The sequence below is a fragment of the Actinomadura sp. WMMA1423 genome (genome assembly GCF_006547145.1).
In the GTDB taxonomy this organism is placed as follows: Bacteria; Actinomycetota; Actinomycetes; order Streptosporangiales; family Streptosporangiaceae; genus Spirillospora.
Map to the genome: position 1 here is coordinate 6,856,112 of NZ_CP041244.1, position 16,205 is coordinate 6,872,316.

At 70.1% G+C, this 16,205-nt stretch carries 21 protein-coding genes; 10 read left to right on the forward strand and 11 right to left on the reverse strand.

Features of this window, described 5'->3' with window-relative positions:
* The first annotated feature begins 3 nt into the window (after positions 1-3).
* The gene (locus FKD65_RS31785) at positions 4-480 is read left to right on the forward strand and encodes a hypothetical protein (protein ID WP_240809694.1); all 477 of its coding nucleotides are present in this window, start codon (positions 4-6) and stop codon (positions 478-480) included.
* Positions 481-508: 28 nt separating this feature from the next.
* Here the strand turns inward: FKD65_RS31785 and FKD65_RS31790 are convergent, their stop codons facing one another.
* From FKD65_RS31790 to FKD65_RS31805, 4 genes are all read right to left on the reverse strand, one after another.
* Complete coding sequence (locus tag FKD65_RS31790; protein ID WP_141581759.1) at positions 509-988, reverse strand: GNAT family N-acetyltransferase; 480 nt, start codon at positions 986-988, stop codon at positions 509-511.
* Between the two features lie 52 nt (positions 989-1,040).
* Positions 1,041-2,540 carry an aldehyde dehydrogenase family protein gene (locus FKD65_RS31795; RefSeq protein WP_141581762.1) on the reverse strand — a complete coding sequence of 500 codons (1,500 nt, stop codon included), beginning with the start codon at positions 2,538-2,540 and terminating at the stop codon, positions 1,041-1,043.
* Between the two features lie 67 nt (positions 2,541-2,607).
* Positions 2,608-4,020, reverse strand: a complete 1,413-nt coding sequence (locus FKD65_RS31800; protein WP_141581764.1) for a carotenoid oxygenase family protein — start codon at positions 4,018-4,020, stop codon at positions 2,608-2,610.
* Positions 4,021-4,056: 36 nt separating this feature from the next.
* On the reverse strand, positions 4,057-4,674 hold the full coding sequence (locus tag FKD65_RS31805; protein ID WP_141581766.1) for a hypothetical protein: 618 nt from the start codon (positions 4,672-4,674) through the stop codon (positions 4,057-4,059).
* 145 nt (positions 4,675-4,819) lie between these two features.
* Between FKD65_RS31805 and FKD65_RS31810 the strand changes: the two genes are divergently transcribed.
* Positions 4,820-5,407: a PadR family transcriptional regulator gene (locus FKD65_RS31810; RefSeq protein WP_141581768.1), complete on the forward strand. Its 588-nt coding sequence runs from the start codon at positions 4,820-4,822 to the stop codon at positions 5,405-5,407.
* Between the two features lie 148 nt (positions 5,408-5,555).
* Here the strand turns inward: FKD65_RS31810 and FKD65_RS31815 are convergent, their stop codons facing one another.
* Positions 5,556-6,377, reverse strand: coding sequence for an SDR family oxidoreductase (locus FKD65_RS31815; protein WP_141581771.1), 822 nt, complete (start codon positions 6,375-6,377; stop codon positions 5,556-5,558).
* An 82-nt stretch (positions 6,378-6,459) separates the two neighbouring features.
* On the opposite strand from FKD65_RS31815, the gene FKD65_RS31820 reads away from it, so the two are divergent.
* Complete coding sequence (locus FKD65_RS31820; protein WP_240809695.1) at positions 6,460-7,113, forward strand: TetR/AcrR family transcriptional regulator; 654 nt, start codon at positions 6,460-6,462, stop codon at positions 7,111-7,113.
* Between the two features lie 28 nt (positions 7,114-7,141).
* On the forward strand, positions 7,142-7,420 hold the full coding sequence (locus FKD65_RS31825) for a hypothetical protein (protein WP_141581775.1): 279 nt from the start codon (positions 7,142-7,144) through the stop codon (positions 7,418-7,420).
* A 289-nt stretch (positions 7,421-7,709) separates the two neighbouring features.
* Here the strand turns inward: FKD65_RS31825 and FKD65_RS31830 are convergent, their stop codons facing one another.
* From FKD65_RS31830 to FKD65_RS31840, 3 genes are read right to left on the reverse strand one after another with little or no spacing between them, the layout of a single operon-like run.
* Complete coding sequence (locus tag FKD65_RS31830) at positions 7,710-8,531, reverse strand: site-2 protease family protein (protein WP_240809696.1); 822 nt, start codon at positions 8,529-8,531, stop codon at positions 7,710-7,712.
* Between the two features lie 52 nt (positions 8,532-8,583).
* Entirely contained in the window at positions 8,584-9,192 is a 609-nt protein-coding gene (locus tag FKD65_RS31835) for a TetR/AcrR family transcriptional regulator (RefSeq protein WP_141581778.1), read from the reverse strand.
* Positions 9,193-9,223: 31 nt separating this feature from the next.
* Positions 9,224-9,631, reverse strand: a complete 408-nt coding sequence (locus FKD65_RS31840) for a DUF3224 domain-containing protein (protein WP_168221256.1) — start codon at positions 9,629-9,631, stop codon at positions 9,224-9,226.
* A 240-nt stretch (positions 9,632-9,871) separates the two neighbouring features.
* On the opposite strand from FKD65_RS31840, the gene FKD65_RS31845 reads away from it, so the two are divergent.
* Entirely contained in the window at positions 9,872-11,377 is a 1,506-nt protein-coding gene (locus FKD65_RS31845; RefSeq protein ID WP_168221451.1) for an ISL3 family transposase, read from the forward strand.
* 13 nt (positions 11,378-11,390) lie between these two features.
* Here the strand turns inward: FKD65_RS31845 and FKD65_RS46375 are convergent, their stop codons facing one another.
* Together FKD65_RS46375 and FKD65_RS31850 are read right to left on the reverse strand one after the other, a co-directional pair.
* Positions 11,391-11,522, reverse strand: a complete 132-nt coding sequence (locus FKD65_RS46375; RefSeq protein ID WP_302931558.1) for a hypothetical protein — start codon at positions 11,520-11,522, stop codon at positions 11,391-11,393.
* 14 nt (positions 11,523-11,536) lie between these two features.
* The gene (locus FKD65_RS31850) at positions 11,537-11,926 is read right to left on the reverse strand and encodes an ATP-binding protein (protein ID WP_141581785.1); all 390 of its coding nucleotides are present in this window, start codon (positions 11,924-11,926) and stop codon (positions 11,537-11,539) included.
* Positions 11,927-12,049: 123 nt separating this feature from the next.
* Between FKD65_RS31850 and FKD65_RS31855 the strand changes: the two genes are divergently transcribed.
* From FKD65_RS31855 to FKD65_RS31865, 3 genes are all read left to right on the forward strand, one after another.
* Entirely contained in the window at positions 12,050-12,829 is a 780-nt protein-coding gene (locus FKD65_RS31855) for a helix-turn-helix transcriptional regulator (RefSeq protein ID WP_141581788.1), read from the forward strand.
* Entirely contained in the window at positions 12,820-12,993 is a 174-nt protein-coding gene (locus FKD65_RS31860; RefSeq protein WP_368367147.1) for a DUF397 domain-containing protein, read from the forward strand. The genes FKD65_RS31855 and FKD65_RS31860 overlap by 10 nt, the downstream gene beginning before the upstream one ends.
* A 70-nt stretch (positions 12,994-13,063) precedes the next feature.
* On the forward strand, positions 13,064-13,522 hold the full coding sequence (locus FKD65_RS31865) for a MarR family transcriptional regulator (RefSeq protein WP_141581790.1): 459 nt from the start codon (positions 13,064-13,066) through the stop codon (positions 13,520-13,522).
* Positions 13,523-13,538: 16 nt separating this feature from the next.
* On the opposite strand, the gene FKD65_RS31870 is transcribed toward FKD65_RS31865, so the two are convergent.
* Positions 13,539-14,084: a hypothetical protein gene (locus tag FKD65_RS31870; RefSeq protein WP_141581792.1), complete on the reverse strand. Its 546-nt coding sequence runs from the start codon at positions 14,082-14,084 to the stop codon at positions 13,539-13,541.
* Between the two features lie 109 nt (positions 14,085-14,193).
* On the opposite strand from FKD65_RS31870, the gene FKD65_RS31875 reads away from it, so the two are divergent.
* Together FKD65_RS31875 and FKD65_RS31880 are read left to right on the forward strand one after the other, a co-directional pair.
* Positions 14,194-14,877 (forward strand): response regulator transcription factor, encoded by a 684-nt coding sequence (locus FKD65_RS31875; RefSeq protein ID WP_141581794.1) that lies wholly within the window; start codon positions 14,194-14,196, stop codon positions 14,875-14,877.
* Positions 14,874-16,157: a HAMP domain-containing sensor histidine kinase gene (locus FKD65_RS31880; protein ID WP_141581796.1), complete on the forward strand. Its 1,284-nt coding sequence runs from the start codon at positions 14,874-14,876 to the stop codon at positions 16,155-16,157. Before FKD65_RS31875 ends, FKD65_RS31880 begins: the two co-directional genes overlap by 4 nt.
* The last annotated feature ends 48 nt before the right edge of the window (positions 16,158-16,205 follow it).

The window sequence follows — 16,205 nt, forward strand, 5'->3', positions numbered from 1 at the left end:
AACATGCCCATGAACCCTGCCCAGCCTGCGAGCCCCGCCCAGACCGTGACTCTGGACTCCCTTTCCCGGCAGACGGGGCTCGCCGTGCTCGACCATCTCGAACGGTCGGTGACCATCCCCGTCGTCGACGGGATCCAGGCCCAGGGCGATCTGATCGTCATCCCGATGTCCGAGATCTCGGGTCTGTCGATCTGGGAGCACGCCACCTGGACGGACGTGCCGCCCGAAGGCGTCGAGCTGCTCCGGGGCGCGGCGGGCGGCAACCCGCACACCCTCGTAGCCGACCCCGGCGCCTGCCGCTGGACGAGGGACGTCTCGGAGACGGGCGGCCTGGCCATCGGCGTCTTCGAGGCGTCCGCCCCCGTCTACCTGCTGCACCCCGAGCACGGCGCGTCCGGCTGCGGCCCGGGGCGCTACGTCGTCCGCCGCCAGCGCGAGTACGCCCCCGGCGGCCGGGACCCCCGCCTGGTCGCCGACTGACGGGACGCCAGGCGGTGGCACCGGAACGTCAGGCGGTCTCGATGAAGCCGAGGCGGTCGTAGAGGCGGCGGGCGCGGCGGTTGCGGCGGGTCACGGCCAGAGTGAGGGTGTCGTGGCCCTGCACAGCCAGGGCGTGCATGACGGCCTGGACGAGCCCCTGGCCCACGCCGCGGCCCCCGTGGGTCGGGGCGGTGAAGAGGAACGCGAGCAGGGGCAGGTCGCGGTAAAGGGTCACGAGGGCCGCTCCCACAGGACGGTCCTCGTAATCGGCCACGAACGACCCCTGCGGCAGGAACGCACCGTACTCGCCGCCCATGGTGAGGTGGATCTCGCGGACGGCGCCCTGGACGTCGCCCACGTCCGCCTCGTCGGGGGTCCCGCGGTAGGCGTCCCACATGAGGGCGGCCAGGGCGGGGACGTCGCCGGCGGTGAACGGCCGGAGACCGGGCGGGGGAGGAGGCGGCGCACCCAGGCGCACCTCAAGACGGCTCCGCACGGGGGCGTTCATGGTGTCGAGTCTAGGCGGCGCCCCCGCCGCGGACCGGTGGGGGCGCCCCTGGTCAGCGCTTGTAGCGACGGCCGTGGATCATGTTGATCATGCCGAGGACGCGCGCCATCTCCTTCTCGGTGCGGGCGAAGGTGGTGAGGTTCATGGTCGCGAACCGCTGGCGGGTGATGGCCTTCGGTCGGGCGAACTCGCGCAGGCCGTCCGCGCCGTGGATGCGGCCGAAGCCGGACTCGCCGACACCGCCGAACGGCAGGGCCGCGACCTGGGCGAAGGCGGCGAAGGCGTTGATGGACGTCATGCCCGACCGCATCCGGCGGGCGATGTCCATGGCGCGCGACTTGTCGCCGGAGAAGATCGTCCCGGCCAGGCCGTAGCTGGTCCTGTTGGCCTTCTCGACCGCCTCGTCCATGTCCTTCACGCGGTGGACGGTGATGGTGGGCCCGAACGTCTCCTCGCACACGGCGGACGAGTCGTCCGGCACGTTGGTCAGCACGACCGGCTCCACGTAGGGCTTGCGGACGGACTCGGCGCCGCCGACGACCGCCTTGCCGCCCTTCTCCAGGGCGTCCTTGATGTGGCGTTCGATGATGTCGAGCTGCGAGGGCATCGTGATGGGGCCGTAGGCGGCCTCCCGGTCGAAGCCGGGACGCAGGTCGCGGGCCTTCTCGGTCAGCTTGCCGAGGAACTTGTCGTAGGCCTCGTCCACGACGTAGATCCGCTCGACGCCGATGCAGGTCTGGCCCGCGTTCGACATGGCGCCCCACAGCGCGGCCTCGGCGGCGGCGTCGAGGTTGGCGTCGGCGTCGACGATGCAGGCGTCCTTGCCGCCGCACTCGGCGACGATCGGGGTGAGGTTCTCGGCGCAGGCCGCCATGACGCGCTTGGCGGTGCGGGTCGAGCCGGTGAAGGCGATCTTGTCGACGTGCGGGGAGGAGGCGAGCGCCGCCCCCGTCTCGCCGAGCCCGGTGACGGTCTGCAGGACGGGGTGCTCGGGGATCACGGCGGCGAACAGTTCGGCGAGGAACACGCCGACGCCCGGGGTGAACTCGGACGGCTTGAACACCACGGCGTTGCCGGCGGCGAGCGCGTAGGCGATCGAGCCCATCGGAGTGAAGATCGGGTAGTTCCACGGCCCGATGACGCCGACGACCCCGAGGGCCTGGTACTCCAGGACGCAGCGCTGGTTGATGGCCATGAGCCCGGGGTAGACGTTGCGCGGCCCGAGGACCTTCTGCGCGTTGCGCGCCGCCCAGTCCAGGTGCGTGATCGCCATGATCGTCTCGAGCTGGGCGTCCTGGACGGGCTTGCCGGTCTCCTGGTGGATGAGCTCGGCCATCCGGTTCAGGTTGCGGGTGAGCGAGCCCTTGACGTTCAGCAGCCGGAGCCTGCGCTCCTTCCAGCCGAGGGCGCGCCACCAGGCGGCCGCCTCGCGGGCGCGCTCGACCGCGGCGGCCACCGCGGCGGCGTCCTGGACGGGATGTTCGGCGACGACCTCGCCGGTGGCCGGGTTCAGCGACGCGAACGTCTCGGTGTTCTCCGTGGCCACGGACATGGGGAACCTCCCGGGAGGGGCCTGGGTAAGTGACTGCTTGCACGGCGGTACCGGCTAGTAAACCACCCTAGGCGCCGGATCGGGCGTCCGGGATCCAGCTTCCGTGGAATCCGGCCGGCACGCGGCGCGGCAGCCGGACGCTCGCGGTGTGCGTCAGGTCGGCCGCGTCCAGCACCACCAGGTCGGACGCGCCGCCGCGGGTGACGATCGACAGCAGCCAGCCCTCGTCCTCCGCACGGCCTCCTGCCGGGACGCGGCCTCCTGCCGAGACAGGACCGCCTGCCGGGACGGGGCCGTCCTCCGCCGGGACGAACACGGCCTCGCCGACGTGCGCGTCCTCCCCGAAGTCGTGCGCGGAGGTCTCCTGCCCGCGCAGGTCGTACTTCACGATCGAGCCGCCGCCCACCGTGTAGAGGTAGCGGTGCTCCCTGCCGGTGCGGGCGTCGTCATGCGTGGGGAACTCGACGCTGCGGTCGTCCAGGGGCTCCTCGGTCGCGCGGCCGGTCGCGGGGTCGAGTACCCAGCGGTACATGCTCGCGCTCTGCGAGCGCGCCGCCCCCGTGGCGGGGTCGATGGTCCCCCCGATGTCGCCCCAGAGCGCGGCGAAGTTCTCGGGACGGTAGCGTGCGCCGTCCACCACGACCCGTCCGGCCGCGTCCTCGTGGGCGTTGCCCACATGGAAGACGTAGCAGGGGGCGATGTCGTACCAGGTGACCTCGGCCGTCCCGTCCCGGCGCATCACGCCGAGCCGGGCGCCGTAGGAGTCGTCCCAGACGTAGGGCATGCCGGTCGTCCCGGACAGCGCCAGGTCGAAGTCGAACACCACCGGCAGGTCGAGCCAGACGACGTGGTTCTCGGTGATCGCGAAGTCGTGCATCATCGTCGGCCCCGGCACCTCGACCTCGCGGCTCTCGGCCAGCGTCCCGTCCGCCGCGAGCCGGTGGAAGGTGAGGTAGGGCTCGAACACCCCGTACCCGAAGAACAGCAGGTCGCCGGTGGCCGGGTCCTCCTTCGGATGCGCGGTCATCGCGGTGGTGAGGCGCCCGCCGAAGTCGCACGCGCCGACGGTCTCCAGCTCGGGCGTCACCTCGTAGGGGAATCCGGCCTCCACCAGCGCCCAGATCCTGCCCGCGTGCGGGATCACGTGGGTGTTGGCCTGCACGGAGCGGTAGTCGAAGGTGAGGTCGTCGCGGACCAGCGGCGTCCCGTGCAGGTAGGCGTCGGTCCGGACCCACCGGTTGCGGTACCACTCGGCGCGGCCGTCCCGCAGCCGCACGCCGTGGATCATCCCGTGGCCGCTGAACCAGTGCCTGCTCGGCTCGCCGGGCCTGGGATTCGGCCCGTTGCGGAAGTATCTGCCGGTCAGCTCGGGAGGGAGCGTGCCGGTGACCTCCAGGTCGCGGGCGTCGGTCTCGTCGGGGACGGGGGCCAGGGGGCCGTCCAGCCAGGCGGCGGGGCGCTCGGTGATGTTCTCGCCCATATCGGTGCTCCTTTCCGAGCCTGCTTCGGCGGGGGGTCAGCGCAAGGACGGCTCGGGCTGCGACGTGTCGGGCGCCTCTGACAACGGTAGTCCGAGACGGGTCAGATGGCGCCTGCGCGCGGACTCGGGGTACCGCGCGGTGAAGACGGCCGGGCCCACGAAGCCGGTGACCTTGACGGCGACCAGCAGCGCGGTGGCGTCCGGTGACCAGTGCTGGACACAGCCGAGAGCGGCCGCCAGCACGGTGAAGCTCGCCGCCCACACGGCGGTGAGCACGCGGTTGATGCTCCGGAACAGGTCCGTCGCGGCGATCTCCGCGGTGACCTGGCGGCGCGCGATGCCCGCTGTGAAGGGACGTCCGATCAGGAGCGTCCCCCAGGCGGTGAGCGCCAGCCAGCCGATCGCGAGCGAGGCGCCGTAGTCCAGCACCGGCGAACCGGGGACGGTGAACGCGAGCGCGGTGAGGGCCGCCATGAACACCGAGGTGGAGGCCTCCAGGATCAGCGAGTCGGCGCGGTGGCCCCGGCGCAGGTCCAGGCCGAGCAGGACCAGCGCCGCGACGAGCCCGGATGCGGCCCCGGCCCTGTCGTCGAAACCGCTGACGACGGCGAGGAGGATCCACGGGAGGAACGTGCGGGCGTAGTACTTCGGCATGACCGGGGTCTCCTGGCTTCGCATTCGAACTGGCTTCACGTTCGGGCCGGCTTCACGTTCGGGCCGGCTTCACGTTCCAACTATGACATGTCGAAGATAGACGTTCCAATTTTGACATGTCAACCATGGAAGCTAGAGTGCGGGCATGAGTTTGCGACATGCGGTCCTCGGGCTCATCGCCGAGATGGACGGCGCCAGCGGCTACGACCTGCTGAAGATGTTCGAGATCTCGCTGGGGAACGTCTGGCCGGCCCGGCAGAGCCAGCTCTACGGCGAGCTGGGCAAGCTCTCCGACGCCGGGCTGATCGAGGTCGCGGACGAGGGTCCACGCGGTCGCAAGGCGTACCGGATCACCGATTCCGGCCGCGCGGAGCTGCGTCACTGGCTCGTGGACGTCCCCCCGAAGGGGAACCGGAAGGACGAGACGCTGCTGCGGGTGTTCTTCCTGGGCTTGGTCGAGCCGGAGGAGGTCCAGCGCTTCATGCGGGGGCAGGTGGCGGGGCTCGGTCGGTACCTCGACGAGCTGGGCACGCTGGAGAAGGGCATCGACTGGGGCGAGGACGACCTGTCCGTCTACGGGCGGCTGGTCATCGAGTACGGCAAGCGCTACGCGGCGATGCGCCGCGACTGGTTCGAATGGGCCGCCCACGAGATCGACTCCCTCGACGACCGCGCCCACCGACCGAAGCGTCCCGGCCAAGAGCAGCCCGGAGAAGAGCGGCCCGGCGGCTGACAGGAGTCCGGCGGGCGCGCTGGGGCCGGCTGCGGGAACGGTGGGACGAGCGCGGTAGGGCCGGACGAGCGACCGGGCGGGTGGGCGGTTCGAGCGAGGGCGGGCGAGGCCGCGAGCGGATCGGCTCGCGGCCCCGCGGCGGGGGTGGTCAGCGGAAGTCGTCGGCGTGGTCGGCGGCCCACTCCTTGTACTTCCGGCCGGGGCGGCCGGTGATGCGCTCGACCTCCCCGGACGGCTCGATCGGGGCGTCGACGGCCTCGGCGCGCAGGCGGAGCAGGACGTCCACGAGACCCTCGCGCATATAGGGGTGTTTGAGCATCTCCTCCCGTGCCTGCTCGGGAGTGATCTCCTCGAAGCGCGCAGGACGTCCGGTGGCCTCGCCGATGAGCCCGACCATCTCCGGACGGGTGAGCACCTCGGGGCCGGTCAGTATCGGCTTGGCGCCGACCAGGTCGTCGGTGAGCAGCGCCTTCGCCGCGACGGCGGCGATGTCGCGCTCGTGGATCGGCGTGCTGCGCGCCGCCGGGTACGGCTCGCGGACGGGCTCGCCGGCGCGGATCACCTCGCCCCACGCCAGCGTGTTGGTTGCGAACTCGCCGGGACGCACGAACGTCCACTCCATCCCGGTGGCCTCGATCTCCCGCTCGATGGCGAGGTGATGCGCGGCCAGATCGTTGGACGGGTCATCGTCCAGTGCGGCGATCGACGACAGCAGGACGACGCGCCGCACCCCCGCCTCGGCCGCGCGGGGGAGCAGGTCGCCGAGCCCGTTCCAGAACACGGCCGGGTTGAGGAAGAGCGACGCGACGCCGTCCAGTGGCATCTCGTCGGTGCGGGCGACCTGCGCCTCGCTGGGCAGGTTCGCGGTGGCCGGGTCCCGGGACAGCGCGCGGACCTTGGCCCCCGCGGTGAGCAGCTCGCCGACGAGATGGCGACCGACGTTCCCGGTCGCTCCGGTTACGAGAATCATGGCGTCAGCTTCAACCATCCGGTTGAACTTGTCAACCAGACGGTTGGTTGAAGCCATCAGGTAAGCGGCTACCATGAGAAACGTGACGGAGACGCCGAAGCGGGCCACGACGAGACAGGTGCGGCGCGCCCCCGCCCCGGACGAGCGCACGCTCGACGCGGAGCGGTCGCGGTGCCAGCTGCTGGACGCCGCGCTGGAGGAGTTCTCCGCCAAGGGCTACGCGGGCGCGCGCGTCCAGGACATCGCCGACCGCGCCGGCGTCAACAAGCAGCTGATCAACTACTACTTCGGCGGCAAGGAGGGGCTGTACTGCGAGCTGCACCGCCGCTGGGCGAGGCGGGAGGCCGAGTTCAACGACCCGGCCGTCCCGTTCGACGAGATCGTCGTCCGGTACCTGCGGCACGTCCTCGACGACCCGCGCGGCTCGAGGCTGGACGCCTGGCGCGGCCTGACCGAGGATCTCGACGACGTCCCCTCCGGCCCCCGGGAGGACCTGTCCGACATCGAACGCCGCCAGGCCGCCGGGGAACTGCCCGCCGACCTGGACCCGGCCGCGGTCATGCTCGCGGTGATGGCGATGGTGTCGGCGCCGGTCACCAAGCCGCTCGCCGTCCGCCACGTCTTCGGAGCCGACCCGCGATCACCCGAGTTCCAGGAGCACTACGCCGAACAACTCCGCCGCATCGTCCGCCACCTGATGACCAGTCCCGCCGATGATGAGTCCCGCAGCCGGTGACGCTCGCCGCGCTCCGTACGGTCGGGGCGTGGGCGTCGCTGGACAGCCGGGTTTGGATGAGATCGAGGAACGGTTCGTTTCGTTGCTCGATGGGCGGCTGGGCCGGGACGAGGCGGACAGGTGGGCGGCGCGTTGGGTTGCCGACGACCGTGCTGTCTGGGCAGAGCTCGAGTGGTGGGCTTTGAACCTCCTGGCCGGTATTGATCTTCCGGCTGGCCCCGGCGGCGGCTACCTGCACGATGACCAGCAGATACGCCGGTGGTTGCACGAGCTTCGTCATCGCCGGGCGACATCACCGCATCCGTGACCCCGGGCGAACGACCCTGCTCCCGACAAGTGGTGGGGATGCCAGCACGAGCACACGCGCCGCCCAGAGTGCCGCCACCGGTGGCCCGCCGATGACCAGTCCCGCTGACGGCTAGGACCTGCCTGGAAGCGACCCCGGCCACGCGCGCGAACGCGTGACCTGCCCGGTGGAGCGAAGCCGGAGGCGAGCGGAACCGGGCAGATCGCGAAGCGATGCCGCGTTCGCCCAGGCACGGTCACGTAGCGAGCCGCCAGGCGAGCGAAGTGGGCCGGGACTGAGTGAACACAGACTAGTTCTGCCACCACATGAAGAGCGAGTGGCCGAGCTGGATCGGGTGGTTGATCCGCTCGTCGAAGACGTTGAAGGGGAACTCGCCGAGCCCGATCGCGTCGGTGATGTAGTAGATGGTGTTGAAGAAGCCCTCGTTGATCGGGCCGAGCCACAGCAGCGCGATCAGGATGAGGAAGACGTAGCCGCCGTAGGCGTTCGCCTGGTCGGCCCAGCGGCGCGGCAGGTACGGCTCGATGATCCCGAAACCGTCCAGCCCGGGGATCGGCAGCAGGTTCAGGATCGCGGCCGTGACCTGCAAGAACGCCAGGAACGCGAGCCCGGACCAGAACAGCGCGTGGTCGGCGTCGGCGAAGTTCTTGAAGATCACCGCGAGCATGACGGCGAACAGCGCGTTCGACAGCGGACCCGCGGCCGAGATCAGGCTGTGCCGCAGCCGGCCCGGGATCACGTGCCGGTCGATCCACACGGCGCCGCCGGGCAGGCCGATGCCGCCGAGCACGATGAACACGACGGGGATGAGGAAGCTCAGCGTGACGTCGGAGTACTTCAGCGGGTTCAACGTGAGGTAGCCCTTGGCGACGACGCTGCGGTCACCCGACCGGAAGGCCATGTACGCGTGCCCGAACTCGTGCAGGGACAGCGACAGGATCCACGCCGCGATCACGAACCCGAACAGCGCGATCCGGCCCGGCCTGTCCAGGAGCGTCCCGTACCGCCAGGCGATCAGGCCGCACAGGACGGTCGCCCCCACGACCGCGAGGAACACCGGGCTCGGCCGGACGGCCGCGTTGCCCCGCATGTCGCGCGCAGTGCCATTCATCGTTCCCGGCCCCTCTCGCCGCGCCGTCTCCGCGGCGTCCCGTCGAAGATCCTCATGCGGAGGCCATCCGCCCGGACGCCGGCGCCGCGATGACCGGGACGACGTAGGTGCGCAGGAAGCGGCGCAGCCCGTCGGCGTCCCGGTCCCGTTCCATCACGATCAGCGAGGTGATGATGCGGAAGAGGAACTCGACCGTCCCCTCCACCTCGATGTCGGCGCGCAGCGTCCGCTGCCGCTGCGCCTGCTCGAAATAGGGCCGCACGTACTCGCAGCACAGCGCGAGCACGTGCTCGGCCGCCCCCGCCACGGCCGCCTGCATGTGGCCCGCCGCCTCCGGTACGAGGAAGTGCGCGATCGCCGGCTCGTTGCGGACGTAGTCCACCGCGTCCAGCGTCCCCTCCACGATCGCCTCCGAGACCGACCGCTCCCGGCGCAGCCGCTCGGCGAGCCGGTCTAGGAACCGGTGCAGGTCGCGCACCACCACGGCGAGGATCAACTCGTCCCGCCCGCCGGTGACGCTGCGGTACACGGTCGCCCGCGAGAGCCGCGCGGCGGCGGCGATGTCCTCGACCGTGGTCTTGGCGACGCCGAAACGGCCGAAGCACGCTTCGGCCGCGTCGATGATGCGCTCGCGCGTGGGGTCGCCGGTGACCGGGGGCATGACCCGAACATTACCGGCCGCGGATCGGCGCTCAGTCCAGCGTGTACTCCAGCGCCCAGGTGTGGCCGCCGTCCTCGGCGACGGAGATCTGGCCGACGCCGCGGATGCCGGCGAGCTCGCCCGTTCCCGAGGTGGGGACGATCAGCCACCGGAGCCACTGGGTGTCGGCCGTCCCGTCCTCGCTGCCCGCGCTGTGCTGCAAAACGAACGTCCCCTCGCGCCCGTGCAGGATGCCCTGGACGTGCTCGATCCCCACATAGGCGACCGGCCCCGCCGGCGACTCCACAGTGATCAGCTCGGTGGAACTCGTGCCCACGAGGTCGCCGTGGAACGTCTTGCCGACGTGGACCCGGGTCAACCGGTTGCCGGCCTGCTCGTCATAGGGCTTCTCGGAGTCCCAGGCCTCGATGTCGAAGCTGCCGCTGGCTTGAAACGTCATGCACGCCATGATGCCCGTCCCGTCCGACACCAGGGGAGCCCTCCGCCCGCCTCAATGATCGAGTTGTTCGAGCACCCGGATCGCTCCCGCCAGGCCCTCCGGATCGGCCTCGGCAAGCGCGCCCACCAGCCCTTCACGAGAGGACGCCGAAATGACGGCTCTGTCGCAGTTTCGGTGGTAGCGGAGGGTGTTAGCCCGTCACGCTGAGGGGTGATCGAGGGTGACAGGCTTGTCGATGTGGTGTTCTCGGGCCTGTCTGGCCTGGTCATCGAGGATGTGACGGACGAGGGCGAGCTGATTCGGGTGCGGGCCTGCAGCCGGAGGGTGCCGGTGCCTTGCCCGGAGTGCGCGGTCGAGACCGCCCATGTCCATGGGTGGTGCGAGCGGACCGTGGCCGATGTTCCCGTCGATGGACGGCCGGTCGTGCTGGATGTGCGAGTGCGGCGGCTCGCGTGTCGGGACTGGCGGTGCCCCCGGCGGACGTTCCGGGAGCAGCTCTCCGGGCTGCTGGAGCGGTATCAGCGACGAACTGTCCGGCTGACCGCCCAGGTCGGGGCGGTGGCACGAGATTTAGCAGGCCGGGCCGGTGCCCGTCTGCTCTCAGTCCTGGGAATGCCGGTCTCCCGTCACACCGCACTGCGAGCCCTGCTGCGGATCCCGTTACCGGTGGTGGCGACGCCGCGGGTGCTGGGTGTGGACGACTTCTCCCTGCGACGCTCCAGGACTTACGCGACCATCCTGATCGACGCCGAGACCCGCCGGCGCGTCGATGTCCTGCCCGACCGCAGATCCGACACCCTTGCAGCGTGGCTGCGCGAGCATCCGGGTGTGCGGGTCGTCTGCCGGGACGGCGCCGCCGGCTACGCCGACGCCGTGCACCAGGCTCTGCCCGACGCCTTGCAGGTCGGGGACCGGTGGCATATCTGGCACAACTTCGCCCAAGCGGCCGGTAAGGAGGTCGCCGTGCATAGCGGCTGCTGGGCCAGTGCCTCCCGAGTGCGCAGACTCGAGGGCGGAAAGACCACCACTCTGGCCCGGTGGCAGCAGGTCCACGATCTGCTCGATGCGGGCGTTGGCCTGCTGGAATGTGCTCGACGGCTGAACCTGGCCCTGAACACCGTCAAACGGTATGCGCGGGTCGACAAGCCCGAGCAGATGCGGCGGGCGCCCCAATACCGTCCCACGCTTGTCGATCCGTACCAGGAGTACCTGCGCAAACGCCGAGCTGAGGAACCCGCGGTCCCGGTCCTGCAGTTACTGCGCGAGATCCGCGAACGCGGCTACACCGGCAGCCAGAACCTGCTTTACCGCTACATCACCCAGGGCCGTGTCGAGGACGATCGTCCTGGTCTGTCCCCCCGCCGCCTCGCCCGGCTCCTACTCGCCCGCCCCGACAATCTCAAGCCCGACCAGCACGAACTTCTCGCCAAGACCACCGGAGCCTGCCCGGAGATGAGTGCGCTCGCCGCCCTGGTCCGCGCCTTCGCCCGGCTCCTGGTCCCCGCCACCGACAACGCGGACCGGCTGCAAGAGTGGATCAGCACCGCCGAAAAGGTGAACCTGCCGAACCTCCACTCGTTCATCCGCGGCCTGCGACTCGACCTCGACGCCGTCCGTGCCGCTCTGACCAGCGACTATCACAACGGCGGAACCGAAGGCGTCAATACCAAGACCAAGCTGATCAAGAGACAGATGTACGGCCGGGCAGGCTTCCACCTCCTGCGCCACCGCATCCTCCTCGGATGAGCCTCACCCTCCGCTACCACCGAAAGAGCGACAGAGCCGAAATGACGACAGGCCCCTCCGCCCGCCAGAAGCCGTACCGCTCCAGCCTGATCGACCAGCCGGGAAGCAGCCACTGGAGGAAGAGCAGCAGAAGCGCGTCACTCATGTCCTGACGGCTTCTCATGCTCTGACGGCTTCGATCTCGGCCCACACCACTTTCCCGCCCTCGTTGAGCGGACGAGTGCCCCAGCGCCGCGCCAGCGCCTCCACGAGCCGGAGCCCGCGTCCCGACTCAGCGGCGAGGTCGACCGGGCCAACGGCGGGCAGGGCGGTCGATCGATCCCAGGCTTCGATGACGGCCGCCCCGTCCTCCCGCCGGAAAGCCCGAACGATCACCTGGTCGCCCTCGCGCGACCCATGCTTGATCGCATTGGTGGCGAGCTCGCTCACCACGGTCCGAGCGACGAAGTCCTCCAGCCCCCACCCCCCGAACGCGAGCGCGACGAACTCCCGCGCCTCCCGGACCGCCTCCAGCTCAGCCTTGATCACGATCGCCGCCGGCTCCTCCATAACGACCACTCCTCGAATGTTCGTGACTCTGCGCACAGAATTCACTCCGAGGAGTAGCGTCAGCAGGTGAAGTGGCCGGACACAAAAACAGCGGTGTCACCTGGTGCCATCAGGAGGACTCTCATGGCGACAAGGAAGCCGACCCCTCAGACCATCGCCTTCGGTGGGGAGGTGTCCCGCTTGCGGAAAGAGCGTGACCTTTCGCGGATCGAGTTGGCCAGCCTGGCGGCCGTCACTCGTTCCTACATCGCTCAAGTGGAACTCGGCACGACCAGGTGCCGGGAAGAATTCGCAAGCCGCCTGGACAAGGCCATGGACTGCTCACCGACTCTCACGGAAGCCTGGGATGACCTCCTGCGCTCCGCTGCCTACCCCAGGTTCTTCGTTGACTACCCCAAGGCCGAGGCCACGGCGTCGCTTCTACGCGCCTTCGAAATCATGACGGTCTATGGGCTGTTCCAGACCGAGGCTTACATGAGTGCGCTGTTGGGGACGGAGCAGGCGGTCGAGGCCCGTCTCAAGCGTCAGGGGATTTTGAAGCGGCAACATCCCCCCAAACTCAGCATCGTGCTCTGTGCGCCGGTCCTGTACACGGAGGTTGGCGGCCCCGCCATCATGAGGGAGCAGTGTGAGTACCTCGCGCAGGTCGCCCAGATGGGCAACGTGGCCTTGCAAATCGCTCCCACCGGGCGACACTGGGGTTTGGGTGGATCATTCAATCTGGCGACTCAGGCCACCGGAGAGGAACTGCTCTACATGACCAACGCCCGAGGCGGGGTGACCACCAGTGACCCGGGTGACATCTTGCCCGTGGTCACCATGTTCTCGTTCGTCCAAGCTCACGCGTTGAATGTGGGCGAGTCCATTGAGTTCATACGGAAGGCGGCCGCCCAGTGGGGCTGATCGAATGGCGCAAGTCCCAGCGGAGCGAAGCCCAGGGGGACGCGTGCGTGGAGTTGGCGGCTCTGCCCGGTGGCGTCGGAGTCCGTGACAGCAAGGACCCGGACGCGGGGCACATCACTCTCCCTCGTGAGGCGTTCCGCAGGCTGCTGGAGCAGTGCAGGTAGGCCTTGACCTCAAGTTAACTTCGGGTTCTACGGTGCCGATATCACTGATCGTCCGATAGGAGCACCGCCCATGGCGACCCAGCAGGTTTCCGACGACGACCTGGCCGCCCAGCCGGTCGGCTACTGGACCGGCATGGCCTACGAGTCCATCATCGCGTTCATCAGAGCCCGGCAGGCCGAGCTCGGCCTGACCCAGCCCCAGTTCTGGCTGCTGCGCCACCTGTCGAAGAACGATCTCTCCTCCGACGGCCACGGCATGACCATCCCCGAACTTGAGCAGGCCATGAAGTCCTACCTGAGGCGTGAGGACGACCTGGAGGCCGAGGCGAAGCTCCTGTTGGAGCGCGGCTGCCTCACCCGCGACGGCGAAGGCCGGTGGTGGATCACCGATTCGGGCGAGGAGGCGCGCGTCCACCTCAAGCAGCACGCCCCGGCGATCCGCGCCCGCATCCACGAGGGCATCGACGACGCCGACTATGCGACCACGGTGAGAGTGCTCCAGCAGATGATCCACAACACCGGCGGGTGACGGCGTTCGCCGCAGGTCAGTCCCTGTGGTCGGAACGGCGATGGTAGGGGTCGTCGGACTCCTCGTGACCGCCCGTGCGTTCGGCGCGCTGCCTCTGGACGCTGGTGAAGGGCAGGTCGCCGTGGCAGCCGACGGTCATGATGACCCGGCGGGTGGCCGTCCGGAACTGGACGAAGACAGGGCCGGGCGGCTTGCGGCGGCTCAGGTCGACGCTGTACCCCTGCCGGGGCGTCCAGGAGACCAGGTACGCCGAGCCGTGGTGGCAGCGAGCGACGATGTCGCCGGCCTCGGAGGCGAGGTTGGTGATGGCGCTGGTGACCCTCTCCGTGACCGTTACCGTTGGCGAGGGGCGGGGCGGGACCGGCGGAGCCGAGGGGGACGCGTTCCGGGAGGGCTGCGGTGGAACGGACAGGGCCGCGGCGACCTGGTCGGAGGTCATCGGCTTGATCCCCTGCTCGGTGATGCCGGTGCCCACCGCGGAGATCGCCGCCATGCCCGAGCCGAAGGCGGTGACGGCGGCAGCCGCCCACGCGATTGCGGCGAGCGCGCTGTTCCTGGACATCCGGCGACTGTCGCAGACTTGGGGCTAAGGCGCGGCAAAATCGCCATTAAGGGCCCATAAGGGCGTCTTTCTGCTCATGGGCGACGGGACGGGCGGCTAGCGTGGCCGCGTGGTCCAGATACTGCTCGTGGAGGATGACCCTGAGGTGCGCGGGAGGCTCGTCCGCGCACTCGGTGAGCGCGGGCACGCGGTGACGTCGGCGCCGACCGGCATGGAGGGACTCCGGAGGGCCGTCGACGCACGGCCCGACCTGGTGATCCTCGACCTGGGGCTGCCCGATCTGGACGGCACGCAGGTGCTGCGGATGCTCCGTGCGGTCAGCGCCGTCCCCGTGATCGTGGCGACGGCCCGGGACGACGAGCGGGAGATCGAGCGGATACTGGACACGGGCGCGGACGACTACGTGGTCAAGCCCTTCAGCGCCGGGCAGCTCGACGCCCGCATCAGGGCGGTCCTGCGGCGTTCGGAGGGGGCGGGCGGCACGGTCCGCACGGTCCGGGTGGGCGGCCTGCTGATGGACGCGGCGGCGCGCGAGGCGGTGCTGGACGGGCGGGTCCTCGAACTGTCGCCCAAGGAGTTCGACCTGCTCTTCTACCTGGCCTCGCGTCCCGGGGAAGTGGTCTCCAAGCGCGAGCTGCTGACCGAGGTGTGGCAGACACCGCTGGGCGGCGCGAACAAGACGATCGACGTGCACGTGGCCTGGTTGCGCCGCAAACTGGGCGAATCGGCCTCGGTGCCCCGGTACCTGCGCTCGGTCCGTGGTGCCGGCATCAAGATCGTTGATCCGTCGTGAGGCGGTACATCACCCTGCTGGTGGCGGCGACGGTGGTCCTGGTGCTGATCGCGTTCCTCGTCCCGTTGACGCTGCTGGTGCGGGACGTCGCACAGACCCGTACCCTCGCGGCGGCCGGGGTGCGGGCACAGTCGCTGGCACCGGTCGTCGCGGCGGGCGACCGGGCAACGGTCGAGGTGGCGTTGCAGCAGACGGCCTCCAGCGGCTATCCGATGACGGTGTTGTGGCCGGACGGTCAGATCAGCGGGACCCCGGCCGCGCGCGATCTCGGCGTGCGGCTGGCCGAGCGTGGACAGAGCCTCACGGTGGACACGTTCGGCGGGCGGGAGATCCTGGTGGCGGTGGTCGGCGTGCCGGGTGGAACGGCGGTGATCCGCTCGTTCGTCTCCGACCGGCAGATGCGGTCGGGCGTGACGCGGGCCTGGGCGATCCTGGCCGCCCTGAGCGCGGGGCTGCTGGCGGTGAGCCTGGTGCTGGCCGACCGCCTGGCACGCTCGCTGGTACGGCGGATCACCCGGCTGGCGGACCTGGCCAAACGGATCTCGCGGGGAGATCTGGAGGCCCGGATCGAGCCGGGCGGGCCACCGGAGATCCGCGACGTGACGGTCGGGCTGAACGACCTCGCGGGCCAGATCGACACCCTGCTCTCCAGGGAGCGGGAATCGGCCGCGGACCTGTCGCACCGGCTGCGGACGCCGCTGACCGTGCTGCGGCTGGAGGCGGAGGCGCTCAGGGACCCGGAGGAGGCGGAACGGGTCAGCGAACAGGTGGACGTGCTGGAACGCACCGTCACCGACCTCATCAACGCCACCCGGCGGCCGGTCCGCACTGGGGCGCCGTGCGCGGACGCCACCGCGGTCGTGACCGAGCGGGTGCGGTTCTGGTCGGTGCTGGCGGACGAGCAGCGGCGCCGGATGGACCTGAGGATCCCGCCCGGGCCGCTGGAGATCAAGGTACGGGCCGAGGACCTCTCGGCCTGCTTGGACGCGCTGCTGGGCAACGTCTTCTCGCACACGCCGGAGGGGAGCGCGCTCAGCGTGACGCTGCAGCCGCGCAGCGGCGCCGTCTACCTGACGGTGGACGACGCGGGACCGGGATTCGGTGACCGGCACCTGCTGCGCCGCGGTGTCAGCACCGCCTCGTCCACCGGGCTGGGGCTGGACATCGTGCGGCGTACCGCCGAGGCGAGCGGCGGCAGCCTGCAACTCGGGGTGTCCGCGGTGGGCGGCGCGCGGGTGAAGGTCCGGTTCGGCGTCCACGAGCGGGATCGGTCGCCTTAGCCGACTCTTAACCTGGACGCAGTGCTGCCTTATCGGCCCTGACGCGAC

What these genes read in the sequence shown, in the direction of transcription:
- FKD65_RS31785 (WP_240809694.1), top strand. Translation starts at nt 4, where the DNA reads ATGCCCATGAACCCTGCCCAGCCTGCGAGCCCCGCCCAGACCGTGACT.
- FKD65_RS31790 (WP_141581759.1), bottom strand. Translation starts at nt 988, where the DNA reads ATGAACGCCCCCGTGCGGAGCCGTCTTGAGGTGCGCCTGGGTGCGCCG.
- FKD65_RS31795 (WP_141581762.1), bottom strand. Translation starts at nt 2,540, where the DNA reads ATGTCCGTGGCCACGGAGAACACCGAGACGTTCGCGTCGCTGAACCCG.
- FKD65_RS31800 (WP_141581764.1), bottom strand. Translation starts at nt 4,020, where the DNA reads ATGGGCGAGAACATCACCGAGCGCCCCGCCGCCTGGCTGGACGGCCCC.
- FKD65_RS31805 (WP_141581766.1), bottom strand. Translation starts at nt 4,674, where the DNA reads ATGCCGAAGTACTACGCCCGCACGTTCCTCCCGTGGATCCTCCTCGCC.
- FKD65_RS31810 (WP_141581768.1), top strand. Translation starts at nt 4,820, where the DNA reads ATGAGTTTGCGACATGCGGTCCTCGGGCTCATCGCCGAGATGGACGGC.
- FKD65_RS31815 (WP_141581771.1), bottom strand. Translation starts at nt 6,377, where the DNA reads ATGATTCTCGTAACCGGAGCGACCGGGAACGTCGGTCGCCATCTCGTC.
- FKD65_RS31830 (WP_240809696.1), bottom strand. Translation starts at nt 8,531, where the DNA reads ATGAATGGCACTGCGCGCGACATGCGGGGCAACGCGGCCGTCCGGCCG.
- FKD65_RS31835 (WP_141581778.1), bottom strand. Translation starts at nt 9,192, where the DNA reads ATGCCCCCGGTCACCGGCGACCCCACGCGCGAGCGCATCATCGACGCG.
- FKD65_RS31840 (WP_168221256.1), bottom strand. Translation starts at nt 9,631, where the DNA reads ATGACGTTTCAAGCCAGCGGCAGCTTCGACATCGAGGCCTGGGACTCC.
- FKD65_RS46375 (WP_302931558.1), bottom strand. Translation starts at nt 11,522, where the DNA reads ATGAGTGACGCGCTTCTGCTGCTCTTCCTCCAGTGGCTGCTTCCCGGC.
- FKD65_RS31850 (WP_141581785.1), bottom strand. Translation starts at nt 11,926, where the DNA reads ATGGAGGAGCCGGCGGCGATCGTGATCAAGGCTGAGCTGGAGGCGGTC.
- FKD65_RS31855 (WP_141581788.1), top strand. Translation starts at nt 12,050, where the DNA reads ATGGCGACAAGGAAGCCGACCCCTCAGACCATCGCCTTCGGTGGGGAG.
- FKD65_RS31865 (WP_141581790.1), top strand. Translation starts at nt 13,064, where the DNA reads ATGGCGACCCAGCAGGTTTCCGACGACGACCTGGCCGCCCAGCCGGTC.
- FKD65_RS31870 (WP_141581792.1), bottom strand. Translation starts at nt 14,084, where the DNA reads ATGTCCAGGAACAGCGCGCTCGCCGCAATCGCGTGGGCGGCTGCCGCC.